The 21,663-nt window shown below is 39.7% G+C and carries 23 protein-coding genes; 17 read left to right on the top strand and 6 right to left on the bottom strand.

The features are described from left to right. Positions 1-59: 59 nt before the first annotated feature. Positions 60-3,131: an efflux RND transporter permease subunit gene (locus tag QUE86_RS19975; protein WP_130052674.1), complete on the bottom strand. Its 3,072-nt coding sequence runs from the start codon at positions 3,129-3,131 to the stop codon at positions 60-62. Further along, a complete protein-coding gene (locus QUE86_RS19970; protein WP_286260636.1) occupies positions 3,131-4,216 on the bottom strand; it encodes an efflux RND transporter periplasmic adaptor subunit in 1,086 nt (361 codons plus the stop codon). Before QUE86_RS19970 ends, QUE86_RS19975 begins: the two co-directional genes overlap by 1 nt. Positions 4,217-4,333: 117 nt before the next feature. Here QUE86_RS19970 and QUE86_RS19965 point away from each other — a divergent pair, with 117 nt between their 5' ends. Together QUE86_RS19965 and QUE86_RS19960 are read left to right on the top strand one after the other, a co-directional pair. After that, positions 4,334-5,251, top strand: coding sequence for a LysR family transcriptional regulator (locus QUE86_RS19965; protein ID WP_167657535.1), 918 nt, complete (start codon positions 4,334-4,336; stop codon positions 5,249-5,251). Beyond that, positions 5,229-5,546 (top strand): MGMT family protein, encoded by a 318-nt coding sequence (locus QUE86_RS19960; protein WP_239978154.1) that lies wholly within the window; start codon positions 5,229-5,231, stop codon positions 5,544-5,546. The genes QUE86_RS19965 and QUE86_RS19960 overlap by 23 nt, the downstream gene beginning before the upstream one ends. On the opposite strand, the gene trhA is transcribed toward QUE86_RS19960, so the two are convergent. Further along, a complete protein-coding gene (trhA, locus tag QUE86_RS19955; protein WP_130052670.1) occupies positions 5,543-6,172 on the bottom strand; it encodes a PAQR family membrane homeostasis protein TrhA in 630 nt (209 codons plus the stop codon). The genes QUE86_RS19960 and trhA overlap by 4 nt on opposite strands. A 257-nt stretch (positions 6,173-6,429) precedes the next feature. On the opposite strand from trhA, the gene QUE86_RS19950 reads away from it, so the two are divergent. From QUE86_RS19950 to QUE86_RS19880, 15 genes are all read left to right on the top strand, one after another. Beyond that, on the top strand, positions 6,430-6,708 hold the full coding sequence (locus QUE86_RS19950; protein WP_130052669.1) for a hypothetical protein: 279 nt from the start codon (positions 6,430-6,432) through the stop codon (positions 6,706-6,708). Positions 6,709-6,928: 220 nt separating this feature from the next. Next, positions 6,929-7,507 (top strand): LON peptidase substrate-binding domain-containing protein, encoded by a 579-nt coding sequence (locus QUE86_RS19945; protein WP_130052668.1) that lies wholly within the window; start codon positions 6,929-6,931, stop codon positions 7,505-7,507. A 62-nt stretch (positions 7,508-7,569) separates the two neighbouring features. Continuing rightward, positions 7,570-8,193 (top strand): sigma-70 family RNA polymerase sigma factor, encoded by a 624-nt coding sequence (locus QUE86_RS19940; RefSeq protein WP_130052667.1) that lies wholly within the window; start codon positions 7,570-7,572, stop codon positions 8,191-8,193. Continuing rightward, a complete protein-coding gene (locus QUE86_RS19935) occupies positions 8,186-8,836 on the top strand; it encodes a ChrR family anti-sigma-E factor (protein ID WP_130052666.1) in 651 nt (216 codons plus the stop codon). The genes QUE86_RS19940 and QUE86_RS19935 overlap by 8 nt, the downstream gene beginning before the upstream one ends. Positions 8,837-8,846: 10 nt before the next feature. Continuing rightward, positions 8,847-9,800, top strand: coding sequence for a YbgA family protein (locus QUE86_RS19930; protein ID WP_130052665.1), 954 nt, complete (start codon positions 8,847-8,849; stop codon positions 9,798-9,800). Continuing rightward, entirely contained in the window at positions 9,800-11,191 is a 1,392-nt protein-coding gene (gene phrB, locus QUE86_RS19925) for a deoxyribodipyrimidine photo-lyase (protein WP_286260635.1), read from the top strand. Before QUE86_RS19930 ends, phrB begins: the two co-directional genes overlap by 1 nt. Before the next feature lies 1 nt (position 11,192). Next, on the top strand, positions 11,193-11,621 hold the full coding sequence (locus tag QUE86_RS19920; protein WP_250662184.1) for a nuclear transport factor 2 family protein: 429 nt from the start codon (positions 11,193-11,195) through the stop codon (positions 11,619-11,621). Then, a complete protein-coding gene (locus tag QUE86_RS19915; RefSeq protein WP_286260634.1) occupies positions 11,621-12,331 on the top strand; it encodes an SDR family NAD(P)-dependent oxidoreductase in 711 nt (236 codons plus the stop codon). Before QUE86_RS19920 ends, QUE86_RS19915 begins: the two co-directional genes overlap by 1 nt. After that, a complete protein-coding gene (locus QUE86_RS19910) occupies positions 12,328-13,584 on the top strand; it encodes an NAD(P)/FAD-dependent oxidoreductase (protein WP_286260633.1) in 1,257 nt (418 codons plus the stop codon). Before QUE86_RS19915 ends, QUE86_RS19910 begins: the two co-directional genes overlap by 4 nt. Next, positions 13,577-14,308 (top strand): DUF1365 domain-containing protein, encoded by a 732-nt coding sequence (locus QUE86_RS19905; protein WP_250662183.1) that lies wholly within the window; start codon positions 13,577-13,579, stop codon positions 14,306-14,308. The genes QUE86_RS19910 and QUE86_RS19905 overlap by 8 nt, the downstream gene beginning before the upstream one ends. A 22-nt stretch (positions 14,309-14,330) precedes the next feature. Then, positions 14,331-15,593, top strand: coding sequence for an SAM-dependent methyltransferase (locus tag QUE86_RS19900; RefSeq protein ID WP_286260632.1), 1,263 nt, complete (start codon positions 14,331-14,333; stop codon positions 15,591-15,593). A 28-nt stretch (positions 15,594-15,621) separates the two neighbouring features. After that, entirely contained in the window at positions 15,622-16,065 is a 444-nt protein-coding gene (locus tag QUE86_RS19895; protein ID WP_250662181.1) for a DUF2878 domain-containing protein, read from the top strand. Positions 16,066-16,120: 55 nt separating this feature from the next. Then, positions 16,121-16,618, top strand: a complete 498-nt coding sequence (locus QUE86_RS19890; RefSeq protein WP_286260631.1) for a chalcone isomerase family protein — start codon at positions 16,121-16,123, stop codon at positions 16,616-16,618. Then, complete coding sequence (locus QUE86_RS19885) at positions 16,611-17,144, top strand: DUF3833 domain-containing protein (RefSeq protein ID WP_130052657.1); 534 nt, start codon at positions 16,611-16,613, stop codon at positions 17,142-17,144. The genes QUE86_RS19890 and QUE86_RS19885 overlap by 8 nt, the downstream gene beginning before the upstream one ends. 204 nt (positions 17,145-17,348) lie before the next feature. Further along, entirely contained in the window at positions 17,349-17,624 is a 276-nt protein-coding gene (locus tag QUE86_RS19880) for an HU family DNA-binding protein (protein WP_036972004.1), read from the top strand. Positions 17,625-17,706: 82 nt separating this feature from the next. Here QUE86_RS19880 and ilvN read toward each other — a convergent pair whose 3' ends face one another. The 3 genes from ilvN to QUE86_RS19865 form a co-directional block, all read right to left on the bottom strand. Further along, positions 17,707-18,204 (bottom strand): acetolactate synthase small subunit, encoded by a 498-nt coding sequence (gene ilvN / locus QUE86_RS19875; RefSeq protein WP_130052656.1) that lies wholly within the window; start codon positions 18,202-18,204, stop codon positions 17,707-17,709. Next, the gene (locus tag QUE86_RS19870) at positions 18,204-19,928 is read right to left on the bottom strand and encodes an acetolactate synthase 3 large subunit (protein ID WP_130052655.1); all 1,725 of its coding nucleotides are present in this window, start codon (positions 19,926-19,928) and stop codon (positions 18,204-18,206) included. The genes ilvN and QUE86_RS19870 overlap by 1 nt, the downstream gene beginning before the upstream one ends. A gap of 750 nt (positions 19,929-20,678) precedes the next feature. Beyond that, entirely contained in the window at positions 20,679-21,653 is a 975-nt protein-coding gene (locus QUE86_RS19865; RefSeq protein WP_286260630.1) for a transposase, read from the bottom strand. Between the last annotated feature and the right edge of the window lie 10 nt (positions 21,654-21,663).

Here is a 21,663-nt window from a genome sequence, read left to right as displayed (position 1 = left end):
TTTAAAGAAAAAGCCCTAACAATTTGATGTTAGGGCTTTTGGTTGAGAGTCAATCTGTATTAATTAGCGTGACGCTGTTTAGGTACTTTGATCTTAAACAGCATGGTATAGAGCACAGGCACTACAATCAGTGTCAGTACTGTGGCAAAACCAAGACCAAACATAATGGTTACCGCCATTGACTGGAAGAACACGTCAAATAGCAGTGGGATCATGCCTAAAATGGTGGTAATTGCAGCCATCGCTACAGGACGAACACGGCTCACCCCAGAGTCGAACACCGCTTTGTAAGGGTCTTTGCCGCTATCGAGTTCAAGGTTAATTTGGTCAACTAAGACAATGCCGTTTTTGATGAGCATGCCGCTTAAGCTCAGTAAGCCAAGTAGTGCCATAAAGCTAAATGCAGCATTCATTAGTAATAAACCAGCTGATACACCCACAATGGCTAGTGGCACTGTTGCCCAAATCACTAAAGGCTTTTTAACCGAGTTAAATAGCAGTACAGTTATAGCGAACATAGCTAAGTAACCTAGCGGCAATGAGCCGAAAATAGCTTTTTGCGCTTTGCTTGATGACTCATATTCGCCGCCCCACTGCAATTCATAGCCACGAGGCAGCTCAATAGCTTCTATGTCTTTGCGAACACGTGCAAAAAGCTTCGCTGGAGTTTCATCGCCAATAACATCGTGGTCGGCCATCACAGTGATGGTACGCTTACGGTCACGTCGCATGATCAAGCTGTCTTCCCACTCAACAACAAAATCATCAACCACTTGGGTCACCGGTACAAACACACCTAACACAGGGCTGTAAATTTGTAAGTCACGCAAGCTTTCAACGTTTAAGCGTTCTTCAGCAGGCGAACGAGCAATAATAGGTAGCATTTGTGTGCCATCTTTATAAACGCCCACTTGTTTACCCGATAAGCTAGTTAACAGCAGCTGATCAAGGTCAGATTTAGCAATCCCTAAACGACGGGCTTTTTGCTCGTTAAATTGCGGACGAATTAACTTAGAGCGAGCACGCCAATCGTCACGAATATTAAATGCCCCTGCATCTTGATGCAGAATGTCTTTTGCCTCTTTTGCTAACTGGCGAAGTACCACAGGATCAGCACCAGAAAAACGTGCTTCAATTTTTGCATCAGTGGATGGGCCAATTTCCATACGTTTAACTTTAAGCTGAGCATCAAGTACATGCTCGTGCTGATAATCACGTACTTTTTTGATCATGGTAGTAACAGCTTCGCGGTCTTTTACACGAATAATCAATTGCCCATAAGCTGGGTATGATTTTTCAGGTGCGTAAGTCAGCATAAAACGCGGTGCGCCTTGACCAACCGTTGTGGTTATTTCTTCAACCAGAGGGTCGGCTTGTAAGAATTTTTCAAGCTTTGCAACACCATCCATTGTGGTATGAATATCAGCGCCTTGCGTATGCCAATAATCAACATAAAACATAGGTGTATTTGATGCAGGGAAGAACGACTGTTTAATAAATTTAAAACCATAAACTGAGCTTACCAACATAATAACCATTAGAAGTAGCGTGGTTTTACGGTACCGCATTGCTGTATGTAACACGCCTTTATAGACATTAAAAATAACACCTTGGTAAGGGTCTTCATCATGATGCGGCTGTTTTTCAGTTGCTTGTTTAAACATCAAATCAGCGAAGAAAGGCGTTAAGGTAATGGCTGTGATCCAGCTCAGTAATAACGATATAAATAATACCCAGAATAAGCTTCCTGCAAACTCTCCACTGGCATCTGAACTCAAGCCAATTGGCGCAAATGCTGTAATAGCGATAACCGTAGCACCTAATAACGGCCACTTGGTTTGATCTACAATATTAGTTGCAGCTTGCAGTTTAGTTTGTCCGCGCTTTAGATTTATCAATATGCCTTCGGTTACTACAATAGCATTATCAACCAGCATACCTAAGGCTATGATCAAGGCACCAAGCGAAATACGTTGTAAATCAATAGCAAACAACTTCATAAATATGAAGGTACCTAATACCGTTAGCAGGAGTATTACACCAATCAATACGCCGCTTTTAAAGCCCATAAAGACTAAGAGTACGATAATAACAATGGCAACAGCTTCTAGTAGGCTGATAATAAAGCCACTTACTGACTTTTCAACTTCGGCAGGTTGGTTATAAACGCTGTTAATTTCCATGCCATGTGGTCGTTGATATTCAAGTGACGCTAAATGAGCCTCAATATTTGCACCAACATCAACTACATTGACACCAGAGCTAAACGACACGCCTACCAGTAATGCTTGCTGCTGGTTATAGCGAATAATATTATTAGGGACTTCTGCATACTCACGAAAAACGGTAGCAACGTCACCTAAGTAAATAAGTTCATTCTCACCTGGCTTAGAGATAAGTAGATTTTCGAGCTCTTTTACATCTTTGAATTCACCTGTTGGATGTAGGCGAATTGATTCATCGCCAACGCGCACTTTACCTGCGTTCGACACACTGTTTTGTGTTTGTAAAAGCTGGTAAATACGATTGGGTGAGATACCTAACTGGGCTAGTTTACGAGTTGAAATTTCAACCATCACTTGGGCTTGTTGTTCACCACCTACGGTTACTTTACTTACACCATCCACCAAAACAAGTTCGCGTTTTAGATAATCAACGTAATCTTTGAGTTCATCATAAGAGTAACCATCACCGGTTACCGCATACATCACACCGTATACATCACCAAAGTCATCCATAATCTTACTAGGATAAACCCCTGATGGCATTGACGCTGCTTGATCGTTGATTTTACGACGCAGTTCATCCCATATTTGGCGTAAGTCTTGTTTACGGTAATTGCTTTTCATCTCCACGGTAATTTGCGATTTACCTGTTGATGAAATACTCGTTACGTAATCAACATACGGCAGCTGTTGAATTGCATTTTCGATAGGAAAGGTAACTTCTTCTTCAACCTGTTGTGGTGACGCGCCCGGGTAAAGCGTGATCACCATGGCTTTTTTTAGGGTGAATTCAGGATCTTCAAGTTGTCCTAAGCCAAAGTAAGCGACTGTTCCACCAATCAGTAAAAACAGCGCAAACATCCAGCTAATGACTTTTCTTTCAATAGCAAGTGCAGCGAAGCTCATTATAAGCCTCGCTCTTTTTGCCATGGGCGCACTTTCATACCTTCTTCTAAAGAGTGTACGCCTGCTGCAACAACAATTTGGTCTTGCTCAATACCTGATAGCACTTCAATACCATCACGATGTAACTGGCCAACTTCAACAGCTTGTTTATGTACTAAGCCAGTATTTTGGTCATACAGCCACACATAGCTATTGTTATTTTCAGACTCGGTAGGTTCTGAAAAAACCGCTTCAACAGGCAATAGTGTGTAAGATGATTGTGAGCTAGTGATTTTGCTTAAATCTATATCAACGCGGCCAGTCATACCTGCAAGTAGATTAAAGTCTTCTGGTACAGGTAAAGAAAACACAACTTTGTAGGTTAAAGTGATAGGGTCGGCTTGGGTATCAAACTCTTTTATGGTTAATTGATATGACTTGTTTGGGTAACCATCGAAGACAACTTCAGGTTGATAGTCAACGTCTTTATCGATTCGTGCAATAAGTTTTTCGGGAACTTGAATTACTACGTCCATTAGGTCGCGCGTTTCAAGGCGTAAGATGTTTTGTTTCGCTTGAATGTTTTCAAAGTTTTTAACAAACACCTTTGCCACAGTACCCGCGAACGGTGCGCGTAATTCACTATTATCTAGATTGGTTTTGGCTATTTTTAGCGCTGACTCTGCAACTTGTTTATTGGCCAGCGCTTGATCTAACTCAGATTGGCTGGCAATTGAACGGTTAAATAGCTTTTGGACTCGGTCAAGTTGAGATTCAGCAAGTTCAAAGCGAGCTTTGCGTTCATCATATTGCAGTTGAAAATCTTCGGGATCGAGTTTTGCTAAAAGCTCACCTTTTTCAACATGTTGGCCCGCTAGAGCTGGAAACTCAAGTAACTCACCATTAACTCTAAAGGCTAGGTAAGAACCTTGGTTAGCAACAACTTCAGCAGGAAAGCTGCGAATGCTTTGCTCTGAATTATTACCAATATTAAAAAGTTTAACAGGGCGTACTACCTGCTCTGCTTCAACTTGTTTTGCTTGCTCTGAACATGCCGAAAGTAACAGAAACATGCTGCTAATTAACACGGCGGGTGCCAATCTCATTGTCCTCTCCATAGATAAGAAAGCATAAATTTGCTGCAGGATACGCTGCAAAGATATAAAATAAAAATTATTAAATTTTAGAAACAGTATTAATTTTATTTATATAGTTTGCCATTAATGAATTTAAATCAATTAATCGTTCTAGATGCTATTGTGCAAAGCTCTAGTTTGAGTCAAGCCGCAGTAAAATTGCATAAGACCCAACCTGCTCTAACTTTGGCTATTAAGAAGCTAGAGTCGGAACTAGGTTTTGAGCTACTAGATCGAAGTCAATATCGTTTACATTTAACTGAAAAAGGCCGTATTTTTTACCGAGAAGCGCGCCAATTGATGAATGCAAACAGTGAGTTAAGATCATTAGCAAAAGAACTTGCACTAGGCAATGAGGCTAATTACAAAATTTGTTATGAACAGCTTTGTCATCAACATAGCTATAACCAAGTGATTAGCCAAACCTTTAAGCGCTTTGCCAGTACAGAGTTTAGTATTTCTTCGGGTAAACGCTTTGTATCACTTGAGCAGGTTAACAGCCATCAGGCTGATTTAGGAATTGGTCCTTGGTTTGATTTGTTTCATGCAACAGGGGATTTTGAGAGTCTACCAATTGGTAAATTTGATATTGGTATTGTCAGTGCTCCTGATGTGGTGCCAAATGAAATCAGCTTTGCGGATATTCAAAATTACCCTTGCTTAGCTATGTTTGAAAGCGACTTGAGCTTTGACAGTGATAGGCTTTCTTATACCTTGGGAGCTGCATTGATGAAAATTGATGATATAACCAGTGTTAAGTCGTTTTTATTGTCTGGTGCAGGTTGGGCAATGATTAGTTTACAACACTGCAAAGCTGAAATAGAAGCTGGTTTATTACAGCAAATTAAAATTACTGACCGTGAACACCAGTTTGGCGCAGAAATTCGCGTATTTAGACAGCACTCTGTCCATCATGGTCCTGTTGCTAGAGCTATTTGGCAAGATTTTAGCGAGATCAGTAAACAATATTTGGAGTGTAGTCGTGCAGCAACCAACACACGTTAGTAAAGAGGATTTAATTTATACCATTATTTGTGCAATTCCAGAGGGAAAAGTAGCAAGTTATGGGCAAGTAGCAAAGCTTGCTGGATACCCTAACAATTCGAGATTGGTAGGGCGGCTATTAAAGCTCATGCCTGAAGGCTCAAGTATCCCGTGGCATCGGGTGGTAAATAGCCAAGGTAAAATTTCCTTTCCTGAGGGCAGCTGTAAACATCTTGAGCAACGACAAAAACTACTCAGTGAAGGCGTAACATTTAATAAGACTAAAATTAATATGCGCCTACATCAGTGGGATTAATAAACATATAAACTAATTGATACGTAGTGGCAGACACAGCCAACTAGCACGAATACATGCCAAATTGCATGGCTGAAATGGCGGGTTTTAGCACTGTAGAACAAAGTTCCTAAGCTGTAAGCAATACCACCTGCTAATAACCACCATAATGCACTTAAATCAAGGTTTAAATAAAGAGGATATACAAGCGCCAATGCAAACCAGCCCATTAATAAATAAGTGGCGAGAGAGACCTTTTTATTACCGTTTTTTACTAGCAATTTATAAATAACACCGCCTAAAGCTAGAGACCAAATAAACACTAAAGCGGCAATTGACCATGCCCCTGATAAAGTAATAACTAAATAGGGTGTATAAGTACCTGCAATAAGTAGGTAAATAGCACAGTGGTCACATTTTTTATAAATAGCACGAATTCGTTCTTTAGTACTGGCATGATATAAAGTAGAGGCTAAGAATAATACCAGTAGACTTGATCCATAAACGATGGCACTCACTGTCGCCGATGCGACATTAGATTGTGAAATCAAATCCCACAGCACATATATCGCAAAGAGTACTCCCATGCCGTGAGTGAGCACGTTAAGTTGTTCTTCTTGGCGTGAATAAGGGAGTAGTTTTGTCATATTTATTTACTAATACGCGTGTTTAAAACAGTTTCAGTGTACAAGTGTGCGCCGAAATTGGCAACGCTTATTTTTTAACTAAATATTGGTCAAAATATCTAAATCAGTTGGTTTTATTAACCACCACTGAATAGGGGTAAAAAATAAATTAATATTTTAGTCATTGAAAATCAATGGGTTAAAAAATATTTTCAGAGTGGCACAACCTTTGATTAAGTAATTACGACTAATTACTTAAAGAGACAAGGAATACCACTATGAATAACTCACTTAAATTAACTACTGCTGCGTTACTTGTATTAGGGTCAACTCAAGCAAGCGCTACTGACTTTGAATTAGATATCAGCAACACAATTACACAATCTGTTAAAAGCTATGTTCAGCAAGCAAGTAACGAACTGAAACAAAGCGTAATGAACAGCATTGAGTTTGATGCTCAAAAGTTACTAGATACTTACATGAGTGAAGATGCAATTACTTCGAAAGAAGAAGAGTTAAAAGTTGCACAAGCCCCAAAAGCAACAAACAAACAGTAAGGAAGCAAGATAATGAGTAGTGAAATCAGCTTATTTTTACTTATGGTTGCACCGGTTTTGAGTTTACTCAGTGCATATGCATCTATCGAATTATTTCGTAACGTTGCACAATGGTTTAACTTCTAAAGTATAAAGTAGATATTAAGATTTCATGAAATATTGATCGGCGGATTAAAAGCGCACGTAATTAAAGGCATGTGGTTTTAGAATAGTAGACTTTATGAAGCGTGCGATTTTTCCTTTACCGGTTTTTATTTTACCTGAAGGGTTCACCAAGCTAAGAATATTTGAGCAACGTTACTTAACGATGGTCAAAGAAGCTGTACAAGATAATACAGGTTTTGTGCTTTGCACTTACCAACATGACACAGATCTTAACTTGCCCGAAATAGGTTGTTTAATGCAAATAACCGATTTCAATCAAGATGATAACGGCCAATTATTAATTGATGTTTATGCTGAGCATGCGGTATCTATTCATAATGCTAATCAGGATAAGCAGCAGTTACGTCATGCTGATATCGAAAGAATTTCATCACCTTCGTGGTACATAAACACACCAATCAACGATGAAAATACCTTACTAAGCCACACGCTTCGCGCTGTGTTTGCAAATCAGCCAGATTTAGCTGGCCTTTATAAAACCCCACAATTTGATAACCTTGCCTGGGTTGTTGCCCGTTGGCTTGAGATTTTGCCTATTTCATTAGTTAAAAAACAACAACTTGCTTTTAAATCTAACTTTGAAAACTTGCTAAGTTTCCTCCATACTCTAATTAACAACGAATTTACTAATTAATGTGATCTAACCTCAACTTTTTGCCGTATTACTTTAAACGACAATAATTGGATGACACAAAGATGGTAAGTCAACAACTTAACACAGGTTGTAAACCTAACATAGGTCAATACTCTGCCATGCCAGATACACCAAGCAAAGAGCTTGCTGATGCTTTATTTGCTGTTGCCGAGCACCGCGATAAGCGTGCGTTTGCAATACTTTTCCAATATTTCTCGCCAAAAATTAAACGTTTTGGAATAAAGCAATTTGGTTCTGAAGCTCAAGCGATGGAGTTAGTTCAAGAAACGTTAACTTCTGTATGGCGTAAAGCGCATCTTTATCACAAAGAAAAAGGTGCGGCGACAACGTGGGTTTATACAGTTATGCGAAATGCGTCTTTCGATATGCTCAGAAAAATGAAAAGCAGTAAAGAAGAGTGTATCAGTGAAGATATTTGGCCGTTAATTGATGAAGCCCAGCCGGGGCAACACGAGTTCAGTGACCATTTAGAAGATAAACAAATCAAACAATATCTTGATAAATTACCGATTGCACAACGTGAAGTCGTGCGCGGAGTCTACTTTCAAGATATGTCGCAAGAGCAACTTGCTGAGCACTTAAACATTCCCGTAGGCACAGTGAAGTCTCGTCTTCGCTTAGCCTTGCAGAAGTTACGCAATGAAATGGGAGAACACCATGATTAAGCACCATCCAAGCAACGAATTACTTGCCAAGTTTAGTGAGGGTAATCTACCTGCCACCTTGAGTGTTGCAGTCGCTATTCATGTTGAAATGTGCCCAGTGTGTCAAAAAGAGATAGCCGCTCTTGAGGCAAAAAATGCTGACAGTGTATTTACCGAGGTCGCTACCGATTCGGATGACATGTTAGACATAAGCCTTTTTGATGCAATTACTGCAGATGAATCAATTGATGAAGTGTATGAGCAAGCACAGGTTTCTGTTGATGTTAAAGATAAAAGCTACACATTACCCAGAGCGCTTACGCGCATTGGCCACAGTAATTTTATGCAAATAGGTAAACTTGCCCGTTCACGCATTGATTTAGATGATGGTCCATTAAGGGCAAGCCTGTTGCACATTGATGCCGGTGGTGAAATTCCTGAGCACACACATACGGGTTTTGAGCTAACTTTATTATTAGATGGTGAGTTCAGTGATGAAGACGGACATTACGTACCAGGTGATTTTATGATGTTAGATGGTCGCCACAATCACACGCCAAAAACGATTGAAGGGTGCTTGTGCTTTACAGTCGTTAGCAGTGCGCTTCACTTCAATAAAGGTATTAGTAAATTACTCAACCCAATTGGTAATCTTATCTATTAGTAGGGTTTATATGCAGCAATCAACAATTAAAATTGGTTTAAGCGCTTGCTTAGCAGGCGACAAAGTGCGTTTTGACAGTGGACACAAGAAATCTAATTTTTGCATGGATGAGTTGGCTAACCATGTTGAATATAAAAAGTTTTGCCCGGAAGTGGCGGTAGGGTTACCTATACCTAGGCCAACAATTCGTCAAGTGCGTGTTGGCGATACCATCAAAGTGTGCCGCCCTGATGGCACTGGCGATGTTGGCCCTAAATTAACTGAGTACGGTAAACGAGTTGCGACAGAGCAAACCGCAGAATTAAGTGGTTTTGTGTTTTGTGCGAAAAGCCCTAGTTGCGGAATGGAACGCATTAAAATTTATAACGAAGCTGGTACGGGTAATACTTCAGAAGGGGTTGGTTTTTTTGCAGAGCAAATAATGGCACATAACCCGTTATTGCCTTGTGAAGAAAACGGCCGTTTAAACGATATGCATTTACGTGAAAATTTTGTAATGCGTGTTTATACCTACAAGCACTGGCAAACGTTGAGCGAGCAGCCTCTTACAGTTCATAGGTTGACCCAATTTCATGCCCAGTATAAGTACTTATTAATGGCACATAACTATGAAGCTTACCGGAACTTGGGAAATCTGCTTGGCACTTTTGATGGCGAAGACATCCAAACCTTAGCTGATGAGTACATATTGGGATTAATGACAGCCCTTAAAAAGCCAGCATCACGTAAAAATAACGCCAATACATTAATGCACTTGCAAGGTTATTTTAAAAAATCGCTTTCTAAGATTGAAAAACAAGAACTGCGCGATGCAATTGATGAATACCGCCAAGGGTTAGTGCCACTTTACGTACCACTTACACTGATAAAGCATCACTTAAAAGTGCATCCAAATGAGTACCTAGCCAAACAAGTCTACCTCGATCCATATCCGAACGAACTAAAATTACGCTACGGAATTTAATGAATACATTATTTTGGTTTAGGCGCGATCTGCGCCTTTTTAATAACGATGCTTTGTATCAGGCTATCGAAAATGGTTGCCAGCATGCGGTTTTTTTTATTACCGAAAAGCAATGGCAAGCGCATGATGTAGCAGCAATTCAGCTCGATTTACTAAAACGCAGGCTTCGTTTTCTAGGTGAACTTTTAGCCAGCAAAGGTATTAAATTACATGTTATTGATGCGAAAGATTACGTTGGATGCGTAGAAAAATTAGCGTTATTTTGCGATCAACACCAAGTAAAAAATGTATATGCCAATAACGAATATGAGCTTAACGAAGTTAACCGTGATAAAGCTTTTTTACAGCATGCTGACAGTAAAGGCATTACCTTTTATGCTTACGACGGTGATGTAATTGCGCCGCCTGGGAGTATCAAAAATCAAAGCGGTGAGATGTTTAAAGTTTTTACGCCATTTAAAAATGCATGGCTTAAAGTTTATCAAGACACCCATTTTTATTTTGCTGAGCCGCCTCAGATGTTCGAGCCTATTGAGTGGCAGTCAAGTGAGTTGTTAGCCACAGACGGTAGCTCAGATAAATGGCCTGTTGATGATGATACACTCAGCCATGTATGCGCACGTTTCATTGAAGAAAAGTTAGCAAGCTATCAAGAGCAACGCGATATCCCAAGCATCAAAGGCACCTCTGGTTTAAGTCCTTACTTAGCTCTTGGCATTGTCAGCGTTCAGCAATTATTAGCACTTATTCAACAGCGTCATCCTGATGTATTACGCAGCAGCAAAAGTAACTTGTTTTGCTGGGTAAACGAACTGATTTGGCGTGAATTTTACCGTCACCTTATGGCGATTTATCCAAACCTAAGTAAATACGACAACTTTAACGAGAAATACAACGCTGTGGCATGGCGTGATGATGAAAGTGACTTTCAAGCATGGTGCGAAGGTAAAACAGGCTACCCATTGGTTGATGCCGCTATGAGGCAGTTACTTCAAACTGGCTGGATGCATAATCGTTTACGTATGGTGGTAGCGAGCTTTTTAACTAAACACTTACTAATTGATTGGCGTAGAGGTGAGCGCTTTTTTATGCAACACCTTATTGATGGTGATCTAGCATCTAACAACGGCGGCTGGCAATGGGCTGCAAGCACAGGCTGCGATGCTCAGCCGTATTTTCGAATTTTTAATCCAATCACTCAAAGTGAGCGATTTGATCCAGATGGTGAATTTATCCGTAAATATTTACCAGAGCTGGAAAAAATTCCTGCCAAGCAAATCCATTTTCCGCATGACTATTTAGCGAAACAGGGTAAGTCGAGCAGTTATTGGCCAGCAATTGTTGATCATAAAGCAGCGCGAGAGCGAGCGTTAAACGCATTTAAGGTGTGACATGGAAAAGGCGACCCTTGATAGATTTATTAATGTTTATCAAACACTCAATAAAGATAATTTACAGTTATTGGATGATATCTATCACCCAGACATTCAGTTTGCAGATCCCTTGCATGCAGTAAATGGTCTTGAGGCGCTGCGTGATTATTTTAAAAATCTTTATGCTAATGTGATTTCCTGCGAATTTGTTATTGAAAATACCTACAGTAAAGAGGAAAACGCGTTTATTTATTGGACCATGCAGTATCGTCATCCAAAACTTAAAAAAGGCCAAGCAATTTCAGTTGAGGGACATAGCCGCTTAAAATTTAATGACGACAAAATTATTGAGCATCGCGATTATTTTGACGTAGGGGCTATGCTTTACAGGCATATTCCAGTGCTTGGTTCTGCTGTAAAATTTATCGATAAAAGGGCGAGTGCATAATGACGACATTAATTACAGGCGCAACTTCTGGTATTGGTGAGTCATTGGCAAAGCTTTATGCAGACAAGGGTGAGCAAGTTATTGCTTGCGGTAGGAATACAGAAAAGCTTGCCAAATTAAGTCAGTACCAAAATATCGAGTCTTGCCAGTTTGATGCAACAGACCTTCAGGATATACGTTCGAGCACAGTGGCATATACGCAATTTGATCGTGTCATTTTAAATGCAGGCAATTGTGAATACATTAATGATGCACGTAATTTTGATAGTAGTTTGTTCGAGCGTGTGATCACCACCAATCTACTTAGTATGGGCTATTGTCTTGAGGCATTGTTACCAAAAATAAAACCCGGTGGGCAGCTCGTTATAGTGAGCTCTAGTGTAACTTACTTGCCTTTACCACGTAGCCAAGCTTATGGCGCTTCTAAAGCGGGAGTCAGTTATTTAGCTAACAGCTTAGCTGTTGATTTAAACGATGTGGATGTCACGCTAGTTCACCCCGGATTTGTTAAAACGCCGCTGACAGAAAAAAATGACTTTCCTATGCCAATGGCAGTCAGCGCAGAAGAAGCGGCAAACTATATTTTTAAAGGTGTCGCGAAAAGGCGCAAAGAAGTGCATTTTCCGCACCGTTTTACCTTCATTTTAAAATTTTTAAGAATGCTTCCTACGCCGTTGTGGCTGAAGCTTGCAAAAGGATTATCACGTTGAAAAAAGTGGCTGTTATTGGATCAGGCATAGCAGGTTTAAGCTGTGCGCACCTCTTGCACAAACATTACGATGTAACCGTATTTGAGAAAAACGATTACATAGGTGGCCATACTGCAACCATTGACGTAAAGATTGATGGCGTTGAATACGCTGTTGATACAGGCTTTATTGTATTTAACGACCGGACCTACCCGTATTTTGAAAAATTACTTGAGCGTTTAGGTGTTGAACGCCAGAAAACGCAAATGAGTTTTAGTGTGCATAATGAGCAAACGGGATTTGAATATAATGGCCACACCTTCTTTAGTTTATTTGCTCAAAAACGTAATATCTTTCGCCCTAAATTTTGGAAACTATTGAAAGACATCGTTCGTTTTAATGAAGTGTGTAAATCATTGCATGCTGAAAAAAATTATAAGGCAAACCAAACTTTAGGTGAGTTTTTAGACGAGCATCACTTTAACGATTTTTTCCGTTTCCATTATATCTTGCCGATGGGGGCTGCTATTTGGTCAACAAGTATAAAAGAAATGGCGCAAGTTGGCGTAGAGTTTTTTGTTAAGTTCTTTTATAACCACGGTTTGCTGGATATTACTAATCGCCCGCAGTGGTATGTTATTCCGGGTGGTTCTCGCGAATACATCAAACCGATGATCCAAGGCTTTGCTGATAAAATTCGTTTAAATAGCAATATCAGCTCGGTATCTCGAAAAGATGGCAGTGTGCATGTGCATTTTGATGATGGCCATAGCGAAACATTCGACAAGGTGGTGTTTGCTTGCCATTCCGATCAAGCATTAAACCTATTATTAGACCCAAGCGCAGACGAAAAACGTGTTCTCTCAGCTATACCATACACGGCTAACTCAGTGGTACTACATACCGATACAACACTTTTACCAAAACGAAAAGCTGCGTGGGCTAGCTGGAATTACCTATTAAACAACAACACAGACAAAGCCGCTGTTGTCACATATCAAATGAATATTCTACAAGGAATTAAAAGCGACACACAATTTTGTGTCACGCTTAACCACCTTGATGGCATTAACAAAGATAAAATTCTACGAGAGTTTACATACCACCATCCAGTATTTAACAAAGAGTCGATAGCAGCACAGCAGCAAAAATCCTTGATTGATGGAAAAAACAATAGCTATTTTTGCGGAGCATACTGGTATAACGGCTTCCACGAAGACGGTGTCAGAAGTGCTGTCAATGTGGCGCAAAAACTCGGAGTAGAGTTTGAATAGTGCTATTTATATAGGTGATGTTCGTCATCGGCGTTTTGCGGTTAAAGAGCATCACTTTAAATACCCGCTTTATATGATGTGGGTTGATTTAGCAAATCCTAATGAGCTAAATGGTATTCACCCTTGGCTTGGTTCTAGTGGCTTTAAGGCTCTTAAATTTAAACAAAGTGATTACTTTAATTATCAAACTGATATGCAGTTACCACTCAAGCAGCGTGCGCTTAATAAAATTAAAGAGCTAGGCATTTCTAATGAATTTGCCAATGTTTTTATGCTCGGACAAATGCGTTGTTTAGGGCTGTACTTTAGCCCTGTAAACTTTTTCTTCTTTCAAACTAGTAATGGTGACTTTACCCACATGCTTGCTGAAGTAAGCAATACCCCTTGGAATGAACGTCATTATTATGTAGTACCTCTTGAAAAAAAAGTGAACTTTAAAAAGGTTTTCTCCGTATCACCTTTCATGAACTTAGATATGAACTATCATTGGAATATTAGAATGAATTCTGATAACACCATGATTCATATTGAAAATAAAAAAGACGAGACTCTTTTGTTTGATGCAACCCTGCGTTTGCAAAAGCACCTCCTGACGAAGGAGCGGGTTAGTGCCGTGCTTAAACAGTTTCCGGCTATGACGTTTAGTATCTTTAAGGGTATTTACCTTCATGCTTTGAAATTGTTTTGCAAACGTGTGCCATTTATTGGTCACTCGGGCAAATAAGAGAATTCAACTAGGTGATGTGATGGAAAAAGTATCAAATTTAACGCAAGCCGCAACGACTTGCTGGATGACAAAGCTGTATAAAAAACTTGTCATAGGTGCATTCAACAGTATAGATACTGGACGTATTACGCTCATTGAAGGTAATCAAAAAGAGCATTTCGGTGATTTGACAAGTGATTTGAACGCAACGGTTACAGTGAATGATGCTGCGATGTATAAGTCATTTGCTTTATCTGGCAGTGTTGGTGCTGGTGAGGCCTACATTCTTGGTTATTGGGATTGTGACAACCTCACTAAACTTATTGAAATATTTGCCCTTAATCAAGATCAACTAGATGCCTTTGAGAAAAAATTTGCTTTTTTAAGTGGTATTGCGCACAGACTTAATCATCTTAAAAATAAAAACTCAGCCAGCGGTTCGAAAAAGAATATTGCAGCGCATTATGATTTAGGTAACGACCTATACAGTGCATTTTTAAGTGATGAAATGCTGTATTCTTGTGCAGTGTATCCTTCAAAACAAGCCACCCTTGAACAAGCCCAATCTCATAAGCTGGCATTAATTTGTGAGCAAGTTGATTTACAGCCAGGTGATTCTGTTATTGAGATTGGCACAGGGTGGGGCGCCTTTGCGATTTACGCTGCAACACATTTTGATTGTCATGTTACGACTACGACGATTTCTGATGAGCAACATGCTTATGTAGAACAAAAAGTTAAAGAGCTAAAACTTGAGGATAAAATCACTTTACTGAAGCAGGATTATCGTCTGTTAGAAGGTAGATACGATAAGCTTGTGTCAATCGAAATGATTGAAGCAGTAGGTCATGAGTACTTACCAGGCTTTTTTGCTAAATGTCAGTCTTTATTAAAAGACAGTGGTGCAATGCTTATCCAAGCAATTACCATCGCTGATCAGCGTTACAGTCATTACCTAAAGAACTCAGACTTTATTCAGCAATATATCTTCCCAGGTGGCTGCCTGCCTTGCTTAGATGAAATGAATAAGCAAATAAAGCAGCAAACAGACATGGTCGTGCATAGTGTCAAAGATATTGGTGTTCACTATGCAAGAACCTTGGCTGACTGGCGTGAGCGCTTTGTTGCTAGTTGGCCTGAAATAGATAAAGTGAAATTTGACCAGCGTTTTTATCGCTTATGGCTATTTTACTTAGCTTACTGTGAAGGAGCATTTAGAACCCGCGCCATCAGTACCGTTCATTTAGTTGCCCGTAAACCGCGTTTTGGCCATTCTGGCGATGATATCGCGCTCAATTATTAATTTTGCGTTGTTTCAAGGAGTTTGGTTTATGGCCTTACTCCTCGAACACAACTCTCTGATACCCGCTTTAGCTGTTGTAGCTGTGATGATTTTTTTATCAACGCAGCGAAGACAAGATATTTGGCTAATTTTATGCGGCTTACCGCTTGCTTTAGGTTATGAATGGCTAGCGAGTAGTTTTAATTTACTCGCTTTTAAAGAGAGTCCCTTTCCCTTATGGCTTGCTGTACTTTGGACTGCGCTACTTCTAACTATTAATACTTCGATGAAATTTCTACAAAAGTTGCCTTGGTATATTGGCTGGGGTGTTTGCGCGTTATTTGCTCCAGCCAGTTACTACGCTGGGATGCGCTTTGAAGTACTTAACACACAATTTGCTATTTGGCAGTTTTGGCTTATTTATGGTTTAGGATGGGCGAGCATGTTTATGATTATCATCACTATTAATAAGCGATTTTTAGCGTCTAAATGATCAGTTCAGTTATGCTTTACGTAATGATTAATAACACAACTTTTAGGATTTATTGATGTATCAGTCACTTAAATTATCCTTGTTTGCTGCGTTATTTTTTTCAGCAGGGGCTATCGCAAACGGCTTTAAAACAGTAGGACAAGCCAAGATGGAGTATCTATTTTGGGATGTGTATAACGCCAAACTAGAAACGCCAACGGGTTCGTATCAATTTGGTCAGCACCCCAGCAAGTTAACACTTACCTATTTACGGGATTTTGATGCAAAAGACATCGTTAAAGCAACCAACGAGCAATGGCAACATTTAAAGCTCAATGACATGGTAGGTGTATACGACGAACAGTTATTAGCCCTTTGGCCTGATATCAAAAAGAATGATTCGCTGTCGTTTCGTACGAACGAGCAAGGCATTGGTACTTTCTACTTTAATGACAAAAAGTTAGGTCAGGTTGGTGACAAAAAATTCGCTAATAACTTTTTAGCAATTTGGTTAAGTCCTGACACTTCTGAACCATCACTTCGAAAACAGCTTATTGGAGGGAAACATGATTAAGCTCAAAGCACTTTTTATTTTTGCTATGGTATTGTTAATTACCAGCTGCTCTGCGCCAAACGTTGATTATTATCAAGGCACAGAACCTAAGTTTGACTTTAAACAGTTTTTTAGCGGAAAGCTCAAAGCCTACGGCGTTGTTCAAGACCATAAAGGTGAATTAACTCGTAAGCTGGTTGTCGATATGAAAGCAACTTGGGATGGCAATCAGGGAGTGATTGACGAGCAATTTGTTTATGATGATGGCGAAACGCAAACGCGTATTTGGTATATCACCATCAATGAAGATGGCAGTATCACAGGTACAGCCTCAGATGTGGTTGGCGAAGCAAAGGGTGATAGTAATGGTAGTGTGTTCCACTGGACATATTCTGTCGAACTTCCATATAAAGATAGTACTTTAGTGGTGAATTTCGATGATTGGATGTACTTGGTAACACAATCACGCTTGATAAACCGTACCGCTATTGATAAGTTTGGCTTTGAGGTTGGGGAAGTTACCTTAGTTATCGAGAAAATTGAATGATGGTTTGGCTATCATAAAATTTAGTTATGGAAGTTAAATTAAGTCTTTATTAATACTGATGTCACTAACCTTGTGATTGATAGTTAAATAGTAGTCATTTTTGAATAAATTACGTAAAAATAGCAATTTGCTGTTGCTAACTTCTCAAAAATGCATAAAGATAGGTTTTGCGAAGGCAAAATAATAACGAATAGGAATCTAACAATGAATAAAGCTCAATTAGTTGAAAAAATTGCTACTGATGCAGAAATCTCAAAAGCGGCAGCAACTCGTGCACTAGATGCATTCACTGGCGCAGTTACTAACTCTCTTAAAGAAGGTAACTCAGTAGCATTAGTTGGTTTCGGTACTTTCTCAGTAAAAGAGCGTGCAGCGCGTACTGGCCGTAACCCACAAACTGGTGCAGAAATTCAAATTGCGGCAGCAACTATCCCAAGCTTTAAAGCGGGTAAAGGTCTTAAAGACCAAGTTAATCCTTAATAGGGTAACTTACTATTTATTGAAAAAAGGGCTTATAGCCCTTTTTTTGTGTCTGTAATTTAATCGCTACTGCGAAAAAGGCTTACGCCTTTAACGCTTTATCACCACGACCAATGCCAACTGCACCTGAACGCACTACCTCAATAATATCGGTTTCATGACGCAGGGTATCAAGGAAAGATTCGATCTTTTCAGTACTCGCTACAAGCTGCAGAGTGTAGCTGTGGCGACCCATATCTAAAATAGCACCTTGAAATACATCTGCAACACGAGTTACTGCTGCACGAGTTGTCTCATCTTGGGCAAATACTTTAACTAGCAACAGCTCACGTTCAATATGCGCCATTTCGGTTAGATCAATAATCTTGAGGACATCTACTAACTTGTTCACTTGCTTGGTGATTTGTTCAACGATACGATCATCACCCATAGTGGTAATGGTAATACGCGACAGAGAATGATCGTCAGTCGTACCAACAGTAAGGCTATCGATGTTGTAAGCGCGCTGTGAAAATAAGCCTACAATGCGCGATAACGAGCCAGGTTCGTTTTCTAATAAGATTGATAAAATACGGCGCATTATGCTTTTACTCCTTTACGTAACCACATATCATCGACTGCCCCTAGCTTGATTTGCATAGGGTAAACATGTTCTTTCTCATCTACACAGATATCTAAAAATACTAACCTGTCATTTATAGACATGGCTTTTTCAATAGCAGGCTGTAGCTCATCAATATGATCAACGCGAATACCTATATGACCATAGCTTTCTACTAATTTTACGAAATCAGGAAGTGATTCCATGTAAGAAGATGAGTGACGACCTGAATACATCATATCTTGCCATTGACGCACCATGCCCAGAGAGCGGTTATTCAACGACACAACTTTTACTGCTAAATTGTATTGTAAGCAGGTTGATAGTTCTTGGATGTTCATTTGAATTGAACCATCTCCAGTCACACAGATTGACTCTTTTTCAGGGAAAGCAAGCTTCACGCCCATTGCCGCAGGTAAACCAAAGCCCATAGTGCCTAAGCCACCAGAGTTAATCCATTGGCGTGGGTGTTTAAACGGATAATACTGAGCTGCAAACATTTGATGCTGACCTACATCAGAGCTGATGTAAGCATCACCATTGGTTGCCTTGTAGATTGCTTCGATAACCGCTTGTGGTTTGATTTTATCGCCATCGGTGCTGTAGCTAAGGCATTTTTGTTCACGCCAGCTAATGATCTGACGCCACCAATCTTCTTGTGCAGAACGATCAATTGAAATAGAGCTTTTATCAATCGCTGTTTGTAACTGTTCAAGTACAGTTTGTAAGCAGCCAACAACTGGGATGTGCGCTTTGATTGTTTTAGATATTGAGGTTGGGTCAACATCAACATGAACGATGGTGGCATTTGGGCAGAATTTCTTAACATTATTTGTTACCCGATCATCGAATCGAGCACCTAAGGCTAAAATAACATCAGCATTTGCCATGGCTTTATTTGCTTCAAGGCTACCGTGCATACCTAACATGCCAATAAAGTTAGGGTGCGTACCGCTGATGCCACCCAGACCCATCAAGGTATTAGTGATCGGTGCGTTTAATGATTCAACCAAGTGAGTTAGTTGCTCAGAGGTGTTTGAAAGTATGATGCCGCCACCTGAATAAATAACCAGCTTTTTAGCTTCTAATATAGCGCTAACAGCTTTACGAATTTGTTTTGAATGACCCTTGGTATTCGGGTTATAAGTTCTAAGCTCAGTCGTTTTTGGAAACTCAAACGGAAACTTTAATTCAGGGTTAAGCATATCTTTTGGTAGTTCAACCACAACCGGGCCAGGGCGGCCTGTACTGGCTAAGTAAAATGCTTTGGCTAAGATTGTTGGAATATCTTTTGCGCTACGACAGTTATAACTGTGCTTTACGATAGGGCGAGAGCAACCAACGATATCAGTCTCTTGGAATGCATCATCACCTATTAAACCTGTAGGAACTTGGCCTGAAAGTACCACCATAGGAATAGAGTCCATGTAAGCAGTAGCAATACCTGTAACACAGTTTGTTGCACCTGGGCCTGAGGTTGCAAGTACAACACCAACTTCACCAGTCGCACGGGCATAACCATCAGCCATATGAGTAGCAGCTTGTTCGTGGCGTACTAATATATGCTCAATATCTTCTTGTTGAAATAACGCATCATATAAATCAAGGACAGACCCGCCAGGATAGCCGAAAATATACTTTACATTCAATTCTTTAAGTGCCCGAACAACTAGTTCGGATCCATTATATTCAGTTGTACTCATCCTCATTCCTCTATCTGTGCAGCATAAATGCATAAAAAAACCCCCGCATAAGGCGGGGGTTTTTTAAAAAGCGTGCTTTCACCTTTTAATAGCCTCCCGCTGGGCTTGTAACTAAGACCAGTACGAGAACGTTGACGACTAAAAGGTGGCGGCGAATATTCATTATTTTTAATTTCTTCTAAAAACAGACAGCAGACTAAATGTTTGCTGTTTAAAAAATGTTAGTAGTATTTTTAAGTGTTTTAGAAACTGATGTCAACCGCAAAAGAGTGTTTTTGCATTAATTTTTCCATATTTGATTTTTATGTTGGTTTTTTTGCATCTGTATTTTGTTTATCCTGATTTTGATGGTGTAACTATGCATTGAATCGTTCGTGTAGTTAATTAATAACTCTACCAATAGATAATGCATTTTCATGTCTGAAATGCATAACTTAGCCACTTTATAAGAGATATTTATTTAGACACCCATTTTAATAAAAAGCTTCTTTAAATTATCTGAAAACATGACACCCAAATTAATTTCTAACAGCAAGCGGTCATTTAGTAAGATGTAAGTCGAGGTCAACAAATTATATAGACTAAGAAGTTTTGTACTATTTGATGGGGACTCTTCAAAAAAGCAATCCAATATGATGGCTTTATTTTTTAAATTGTGCGTACAGGGTAACTCTATTTGTCAAGAAGGTTCGCCTCCAGTTTGCAAGGAAGTTTAGTTTATAAAATAGAAACTCAATGCCTAACATGCAACTAAGCAAATAAAGCTAAACTATTTGTAATCGAGCTTCTTCGCTGTCGCTTCATGCGATTTGTATATGCATTGATAGCTCTCTCTTTACCCGCTGCATTTTTGAATGACTGTGTAAATGAGGTGGTGAGTGTAAGCCAGTTGACAGCACAGATATTTAATCGTTCAAAGATAGGTAGTGCGTCTTTAGGTATTGCACCGGGTTTACCCTTTTGTATTGAGCGGCCAGTCCAATCAACGAGCTGCAAATATGTTTTAAGCTCAAATGGTAAGCCTTTAGACATATGATTATGTGGCTTACTAGCAAAACGCATCAATGATTTGGGTTGTTTGTCTTTTTGAGCTGATTCAATGCGTGTTTTTATACTTGTATAATCAGAACGCTCTGGTAAATCAGCCACTTTTACTCTTACTGGGTTTAAGTCAACGTAAGCAAGGCAAGCTGCAAGTGCGGCTTCATCTAGCAAGGCTTGCGATTTAAAGCGACCTTCCCAAAATCGCCCTTTGCACTCATCTTCTTGATTGGCCTTTCGTGCAATGCTCTCATTAAGCACACGCATAAACCAACTAATACTGCTGAGCCTTTCTCGATATATATTTACTCTGATATTCACCGCTGAAAGCTCTGCTTGTGTTAGTAATTCGCCATTTAAGAATCGTTGACAAAGAAAAGTGCTTTTAAATAACTTGTGCCACCTAATCAGAATAGCTTTATTATTTAGACGCTTAGCTTTTGCTATATCAATGTGTAGAACCAAATGAGTATGATTACTCATAACTGCATAGGCACAAACATCAATACAAAATATTCGACCGAGTTTGAGTAGTTTTTTTTCTACCCATTCGCGCCGGTGTTCATAAGAACGACCGGTTAGTGGGTCTTGACCACACAAATAAGCACGACGAACGCAGCGTGAAATACAGTGGTAGTAAGGTGTGTTTGAAACGCTAATTAAGTTTCTACGAGGGGTTGCCATGCTCTTCTCC

Origin of the sequence: Pseudoalteromonas apostichopi, from assembly GCF_030297135.1 — a bacterium.
Lineage (GTDB): Bacteria > Pseudomonadota > Gammaproteobacteria > Enterobacterales > Alteromonadaceae > Pseudoalteromonas > Pseudoalteromonas apostichopi.
The sequence above is the reverse complement of the archived record's forward strand: the minus strand, read 5'-3'. Positions and strand labels throughout refer to the sequence as shown.

Coding starts and splice junctions, on each gene's coding strand:
- QUE86_RS19975 (WP_130052674.1), bottom strand. CDS start 3,131: ATGAGCTTCGCTGCACTTGCTATTGAAAGAAAAGTCATTAGCTGGATG.
- QUE86_RS19970 (WP_286260636.1), bottom strand. CDS start 4,216: ATGAGATTGGCACCCGCCGTGTTAATTAGCAGCATGTTTCTGTTACTT.
- QUE86_RS19965 (WP_167657535.1), top strand. CDS start 4,334: ATGAATTTAAATCAATTAATCGTTCTAGATGCTATTGTGCAAAGCTCT.
- trhA (WP_130052670.1), bottom strand. CDS start 6,172: ATGACAAAACTACTCCCTTATTCACGCCAAGAAGAACAACTTAACGTG.
- QUE86_RS19950 (WP_130052669.1), top strand. CDS start 6,430: ATGAATAACTCACTTAAATTAACTACTGCTGCGTTACTTGTATTAGGG.
- QUE86_RS19945 (WP_130052668.1), top strand. CDS start 6,929: ATGAAGCGTGCGATTTTTCCTTTACCGGTTTTTATTTTACCTGAAGGG.
- QUE86_RS19940 (WP_130052667.1), top strand. CDS start 7,570: ATGGTAAGTCAACAACTTAACACAGGTTGTAAACCTAACATAGGTCAA.
- QUE86_RS19935 (WP_130052666.1), top strand. CDS start 8,186: ATGATTAAGCACCATCCAAGCAACGAATTACTTGCCAAGTTTAGTGAG.
- QUE86_RS19930 (WP_130052665.1), top strand. CDS start 8,847: ATGCAGCAATCAACAATTAAAATTGGTTTAAGCGCTTGCTTAGCAGGC.
- phrB (WP_286260635.1), top strand. CDS start 9,800: ATGAATACATTATTTTGGTTTAGGCGCGATCTGCGCCTTTTTAATAAC.
- QUE86_RS19920 (WP_250662184.1), top strand. CDS start 11,193: ATGGAAAAGGCGACCCTTGATAGATTTATTAATGTTTATCAAACACTC.
- QUE86_RS19915 (WP_286260634.1), top strand. CDS start 11,621: ATGACGACATTAATTACAGGCGCAACTTCTGGTATTGGTGAGTCATTG.
- QUE86_RS19900 (WP_286260632.1), top strand. CDS start 14,331: ATGGAAAAAGTATCAAATTTAACGCAAGCCGCAACGACTTGCTGGATG.
- QUE86_RS19895 (WP_250662181.1), top strand. CDS start 15,622: ATGGCCTTACTCCTCGAACACAACTCTCTGATACCCGCTTTAGCTGTT.
- QUE86_RS19890 (WP_286260631.1), top strand. CDS start 16,121: ATGTATCAGTCACTTAAATTATCCTTGTTTGCTGCGTTATTTTTTTCA.
- QUE86_RS19885 (WP_130052657.1), top strand. CDS start 16,611: ATGATTAAGCTCAAAGCACTTTTTATTTTTGCTATGGTATTGTTAATT.
- QUE86_RS19880 (WP_036972004.1), top strand. CDS start 17,349: ATGAATAAAGCTCAATTAGTTGAAAAAATTGCTACTGATGCAGAAATC.
- ilvN (WP_130052656.1), bottom strand. CDS start 18,204: ATGCGCCGTATTTTATCAATCTTATTAGAAAACGAACCTGGCTCGTTA.
- QUE86_RS19870 (WP_130052655.1), bottom strand. CDS start 19,928: ATGAGTACAACTGAATATAATGGATCCGAACTAGTTGTTCGGGCACTT.
- QUE86_RS19865 (WP_286260630.1), bottom strand. CDS start 21,653: ATGGCAACCCCTCGTAGAAACTTAATTAGCGTTTCAAACACACCTTAC.